Source organism: Klebsiella sp. HMSC09D12 (assembly GCF_001808475.1).
In the GTDB taxonomy this organism is placed as follows: Bacteria; Pseudomonadota; Gammaproteobacteria; order Enterobacterales; family Enterobacteriaceae; genus Klebsiella; species Klebsiella oxytoca.
The window spans coordinates 1-5,955 of record NZ_KV793481.1; the positions used below are offsets into that span (position 1 = coordinate 1).

General features: G+C 52.6%; 2 protein-coding genes and 2 pseudogenes. All 4 read left to right on the forward strand.

Annotation, left to right across the window (positions count from 1 at the left end):
• Window positions 1-154: 154 nt before the first annotated feature.
• Window positions 155-1,236, forward strand: a pseudogene (gene lacI / locus HMPREF3178_RS14605) (DNA-binding transcriptional repressor LacI).
• Window positions 1,237-1,343: 107 nt separating this feature from the next.
• Window positions 1,344-4,403: a beta-galactosidase gene (lacZ, locus tag HMPREF3178_RS14610; protein ID WP_070585251.1), complete on the forward strand. Its 3,060-nt coding sequence runs from the start codon at window positions 1,344-1,346 to the stop codon at window positions 4,401-4,403.
• A gap of 51 nt (window positions 4,404-4,454) precedes the next feature.
• Window positions 4,455-5,708 (forward strand): lactose permease, encoded by a 1,254-nt coding sequence (lacY, locus tag HMPREF3178_RS14615; protein WP_070585253.1) that lies wholly within the window; start codon window positions 4,455-4,457, stop codon window positions 5,706-5,708.
• A gap of 65 nt (window positions 5,709-5,773) precedes the next feature.
• Window positions 5,774-5,914, forward strand: a pseudogene (locus tag HMPREF3178_RS29965) (maltose acetyltransferase domain-containing protein); the annotation flags it as partial.
• Window positions 5,915-5,955 lie beyond the last annotated feature (41 nt).

A 5,955-nucleotide genomic window follows, 5' to 3' on the forward strand; every position in this document is an offset into this window, starting at 1 on the left:
GAAAATACGAAATCAACACGTTGGTATCATTACCCACCTGTGAACTGACGTCGGCATTTTGAATCTCACTTCGGCGTGCCCCCTCCGAATGGCGCAAAACATTTCGTGGTATGGCATGATAGCACCCGAAGAGAGTCAATTCAGGGTGGTAAATGTGAAACCAGTAACGCTATACGATGTCGCAGAGTATGCCGGTGTCTCTTATCAGACCGTTTCCCGCGTGGTGAACCAGGCCAGCCACGTCTCTGCGAAAACGCGGGAAAAGGTGGAAGCGGCGGTGGCGCAGCTGAACTACATTCCCAACCGCGTGGCACAACAACTGGCGGGCAAACAGTCGTTGCTGATTGGCGTTGCCACCTCCAGTCTGGCCCTGCACGCGCCGTCGCAAATTGTCGCGGCGATTAAATCTCGCGCCGATCAACTGGGTGCCAGCGTGGTGGTGTCGATGGTAGAACGAAGCAGCGTCGAAGCCTGTAAAGCGGCGGTACATAACCTTCTCGCGCAACGCGTCAGTGGTCTGATCATTAACTATCCGCTGGATGACGAGGATGCCATTGCTGTGGAAGCTGCCTGCGCTAATGTTCCGGCCCTATTTCTTGATGTCTCTGACCAGACTCCCATCAACAGTATTATTTTTTCCATGAAGACGGTACGCGACTGGGCGTGGAGCATCTGGTCGCATTGGGTCACCAGCAAATCGCGCTGTTAGCGGGCCCATTAAGTTCTGTCTCGGCGCGTCTGCGTCTGGCGGGCTGGCATAAATATCTCACTCGCAATCAAATTCAGCCGATAGCGGAACGGGAAGGCGACTGGAGTGCCATGTCCGGTTTTCAACAAACCATGCAAATGCTGAATGAGGGCATCGTTCCCACTGCGATGCTGGTTGCCAACGATCAGATGGCGCTGGGCGTAATGCGCGCCATTACCGAGTCCGGGTTGCGCGTTGGTGCGGATATCTCGGTAGTGGGATACGACGATACCGAAGACAGCTCGTGTTATATCCCGCCGTTAACCACCATCAAACAGGATTTTCGCCTGCTGGGGAAAACCAGCGTGGACCGCTTGCTGAAACTCTCTCAGGGCCAGGCGGTGAAGAGCAATCAGCTGTTGCCCGTCTCACTGGTGAAAAGAAAAACCACCCTGGCGCCCAATACGCAAACCACCTCTCCCCGCACGTTGGCCGATTCCTTAATGCAGCTGGCACGACAAGTTTCCCGACTTGAAAGCGGGCAGTGAGCGCAACGCAATTAATGTGAGTCAGCTCACTCATTAGGCACCCCAGGCTTTACACTCTATGTGTCCGGCTCGTATGTTACCGATAACAATTCACACAGGATACAACTATGACAATGATTACAGATTCACTGGCCGTCGTATTACAACGTCGTGACTGGGAAAACCCTGGCGTTACCCAACTTAATCGCCTTGCGGCACATCCCCCTTTCGCCAGCTGGCGTAATAGCGAAGAGGCTCGCACCGATCGCCCTTCCCAAGAGTCGCGCAGCCTGAATGGTGAATGGCGCTTTGCCTGGTTTCCGGCACCAGAAGCGGTACCAGAAAGCTGGCTGGAGCGCGATCTTCCTGACGCCGATACTGTCATCGTCCCCTCAAACTGGCAGATGCACGGTTACGATGCGCCTATCTACACCAACGTGACCTATCCCATTGCGGTCAATCCGCCGTATGTTCCCACGGAGAATCCGACGGGTTGTTACTCGCTCACATTTAATATTGATGAAAGCTGGCTACAGGAAGGCCAGACGCGAATTATTTTTGATGGTGTTAACTCGGCGTTTCATTTGTGGTGCAACGGGCGCTGGGTCGGTTACGGACAGGACAGTCGTTTGCCGTCTGAATTTGACCTGAGCGCATTTTTACACGCCGGAGAAAACCGCCTCGCGGTGATGGTGCTGCGCTGGAGTGACGGCAGTTATCTGGAAGATCAGGATATGTGGCGGATGAGCGGCATTTTCCGTGACGTCTCGTTGCTGCATAAACCGAGCACGCAAATCAGCGATTTCCATGTAGCCACTCACTTTAATGATGATTTCAGCCGCGCTGTACTGGAGGCAGACGTTCAGATGTACGGCGAGCTGCGCGATGAGCTGCGGGTGACGGTTTCTTTGTGGCAGGGTGAAACGCAGGTCGCCAGCGGCACCGCGCCTTTCGGCGGTGAAATTATCGATGAGCGTGGCGGTTATGCCGATCGCGTCACGCTACGTCTGAACGTCGAAAACCCGAAACTGTGGAGCGCCGAAATCCCGAATCTCTATCGTGTGGTGATTGAACTGCACACCGCCGACGGCACGCTGATTGAAGCAGAAGCCTGCGATGTCGGTTTCCGCGAGGTGCGGATTGAAAATGGTCTGCTGCTGCTGAACGGCAAGCCGTTGCTGATTCGCGGCGTTAACCGTCACGAGCATCATCCTCTGCATGGTCAGGTCATGGATGAGCAGACGATGGTGCAGGATATCCTGCTGATGAAGCAGAACAACTTTAACGCCGTGCGCTGTTCGCATTATCCGAATCATCCGCTGTGGTACACGCTGTGCGACCGCTACGGCCTGTACGTGGTGGATGAAGCCAATATTGAAACCCACGGCATGGTGCCAATGAATCGTCTGACCGATGATCCGCTCTGGCTACCCGCGATGAGCGAACGCGTAACGCGAATGGTGCAGCGCGATCGTAATCACCCGAGTGTGATCATCTGGTCGCTGGGGAATGAATCAGGCCACGGCGCTAATCACGACGCACTCTATCGCTGGATCAAATCTGTCGATCCTTCCCGCCCGGTACAGTATGAAGGCGGCGGAGCCGACACCTCCGCAACCGATATTATTTGCCCGATGTACGCGCGTGTGGATGAAGACCAGCCCTTCCCGGCTGTGCCGAAATGGTCCATCAAAAAATGGCTTTCGCTGCCTGGAGAACTGCGTCCGCTGATCCTTTGCGAATATGCCCACGCAATGGGTAACAGTCTTGGTGGCTTCGCTAAATACTGGCAGGCGTTTCGTCAGTACCCCCGTTTACAGGGCGGCTTCGTCTGGGACTGGGTCGATCAGTCGCTGATTAAATATGATGAAAACGGCAACCCGTGGTCGGCTTACGGCGGTGATTTTGGCGATACGCCGAATGATCGCCAGTTCTGCATGAACGGTCTGGTCTTTGCCGACCGCACGCCGCATCCGGCGCTGACAGAAGCAAAACACCAGCAGCAGTTTTTCCAGTTCCGTTTATCCGGGCAAACCATCGAAGTGACCAGCGAATACCTGTTCCGTCATAGCGATAACGAGCTCCTGCGCTGGATGGTGGCGCTGGATGGCAAGCTGCTGACAAGCGGTGAAGTGCCTCTGGATGTCGCTCCACAAGGAAAACAGTTGATTGAACTGCCTGAACTACCGCAGCCGGAGAGCACCGGGCAACTCTGGCTAACGGTTCACGTAGTGCAACCGAACGCGACCACATGGTCAGCAGCCGGGCACATCAGCGCCTGGCAGCAATGGCGTCTGGCGGAAAACCTCAGCGTGACACAACCCTCCGCGCCCCACGCCATCCCGCAACTGACCACCAGCGAAACGGATTTTTGCATCGAGCTGGATAATAAGCGTTGGCAATTTAACCGCCAGTCAGGCTTTCTTTCACAGATGTGGATTGGCGATAAAAAACAACTGCTGACGCCGCTGCGCGATCAGTTCACCCGTGCACCGCTGGATAATGACATTGGCCGCATTGACCCTAACGCCTGGGTCGAACGCTGGAAGGCGGCGGGCCATTACCAGGCCGAAGCAGCGTTGTTGCAGTGCACGGCAGATACACTTGCCGACGCGGTGCTGATTACCACGGTCCACGCGTGGCAGCATCAGGGGAAAACCTTATTTATCAGCCGGAAAACCTACCGGATTGATGGAAGTGGTCAAATGGCGATTACCGTTGATGTTGAAGTGGCGAGCAATACGCCACATCCGGCGCGGATTGGCCTGACCTGCCAGCTGGCGCAGGTAGCAGAGCGGGTAAACTGGCTCGGATTAGGGCCGCAAGAAAACTATCCCGACCGCCTTACTGCGGCCTGTTTTGACCGCTGGGATCTGCCATTGTCAGACATGTATACCCCGTACGTCTTCCCGAGCGAAAACGGTCTGCGCTGCGGGACGCGCGAATTGAGTTATGGCCCACACCAGTGGCGCGGCGACTTCCAGTTCAACATCAGCCGCTACAGCCAACAGCAACTGATGGAAACCAGTCATCGCCATCTGCTGCACGCGGAAGAAGGCACATGGCTGAATATCGACGGTTTCCATATGGGGATTGGTGGCGACGACTCCTGGTGCTCGTCAGTGTCGGTGGAATTCCAGCTGAGCGCCGGTCGCTACCATTACCAGTTGCTCTGGTGTCAAAAATAATAATAACCGGGCAGGCCATGTCTGCCCGTATTTTGCGTAAGGAAATCCATTATGTACTATTTAAAAAACACAAACTTTTGGATGTTCGGTTTATTCTTTTTCTTTTACTTTTTTATCAAGGGATCCTACTTCCCGTTTTTCCCGATTTGGCTACATGACATCAACCATATCAGCAAAAGTGATACGGGTATTATTTTTGCCGCTATTTCTCTGTTCTCGCTATTATTCCAACCGCTGTTTGGTCTGATTTCTGACAAACTCGGACTGCGAAAATACCTGCTGTGGATTATTACCGGCATGTTAGTGATGTTTGCGCCGTTCTTTATTTTTATCTTCGGGCCACTGTTACAATACAACATTTTAGTAGGAGCGATTGTTGGTGGTATTTATCTTGGCTTTTGTTTTACCGCCGGTGCGCCAGCAGTAGAGGTATTTATCGAGAAAGTCAGCCGTCGCAGTAATTTCGAATTTGGTCGCGCGCGGATGTTTGGCTGTGTTGGCTGGGCGCTGTGTGCCTCGATTGTCGGCATCATGTTCACCATCAATAATCAGTTTGTTTTCTGGCTGGGTTCTGGCTGTGCACTCATCCTCGCCGTTTTACTCTTTTTCGCCAAAACGGATGCGCCCTCTTCTGCCACGGTTGCCAATGCGGTAGGTGCCAACCATTCGGCATTTAGCCTTAAGCTGGCGCTGGAACTGTTCAGACAGCCAAAACTGTGGTTTTTGTCACTGTATGTTATTGGCGTTTCCTGCACCTACGATGTTTTTGACCAACAGTTTGCTAATTTCTTTACTTCGTTCTTTGCTACCGGTGAACAGGGTACGCGGGTATTTGGCTACGTAACGACAATGGGCGAATTACTTAACGCCTCGATTATGTTTTTTGCGCCACTGATCATTAATCGCATCGGTGGGAAAAACGCCCTGCTGCTGGCTGGCACTATTATGTCAGTACGTATTATTGGCTCATCGTTCGCTACCTCAGCACTGGAAGTGGTTATTCTGAAAACGCTGCATATGTTTGAAGTACCGTTCCTGCTGGTGGGCAGCTTTAAATATATTACCAGCCAGTTTGAAGTGCGTTTTTCAGCGACGATTTATCTGGTCTGTTTCTGCTTCTTTAAGCAACTGGCGATGATTTTTATGTCTATTCTGGCGGGCAATATGTATGAAAGCATCGGTTTCCATGGCGCTTACCTGGTGCTGGGTCTGGTGGCGCTGGGCTTCACCTTAATTTCCGTGTTCACGCTTAGCGGCCCCGGCCCACTTTCCCTGCTGCGTCGCCAGGTGAATGAAGACGCTTAAGAAATTAATGTCGGATACGGCGCGAGCGCCTTATCCGACCAACTTATCAGGACGGAATGTTAAAAATGAACATGTCGATGACAGAAAAAATAAAAGCAGGCAAGCTATTTACCGATATGTGCGAAGGCTTACCTGAAAAAAGACTTCGTGGGAAAACATTAATGTATGAGTTCAATCACTCGCATCCATCAGAAGTTGAAAAAAGGGTAATGACTCCAACTTATTGATAGTGTTTTATGTTCAGATA

Coding starts and splice junctions, on each gene's coding strand:
- lacY (WP_070585253.1), top strand. CDS start 4,455: ATGTACTATTTAAAAAACACAAACTTTTGGATGTTCGGTTTATTCTTT.
- lacZ (WP_070585251.1), top strand. CDS start 1,344: ATGACAATGATTACAGATTCACTGGCCGTCGTATTACAACGTCGTGAC.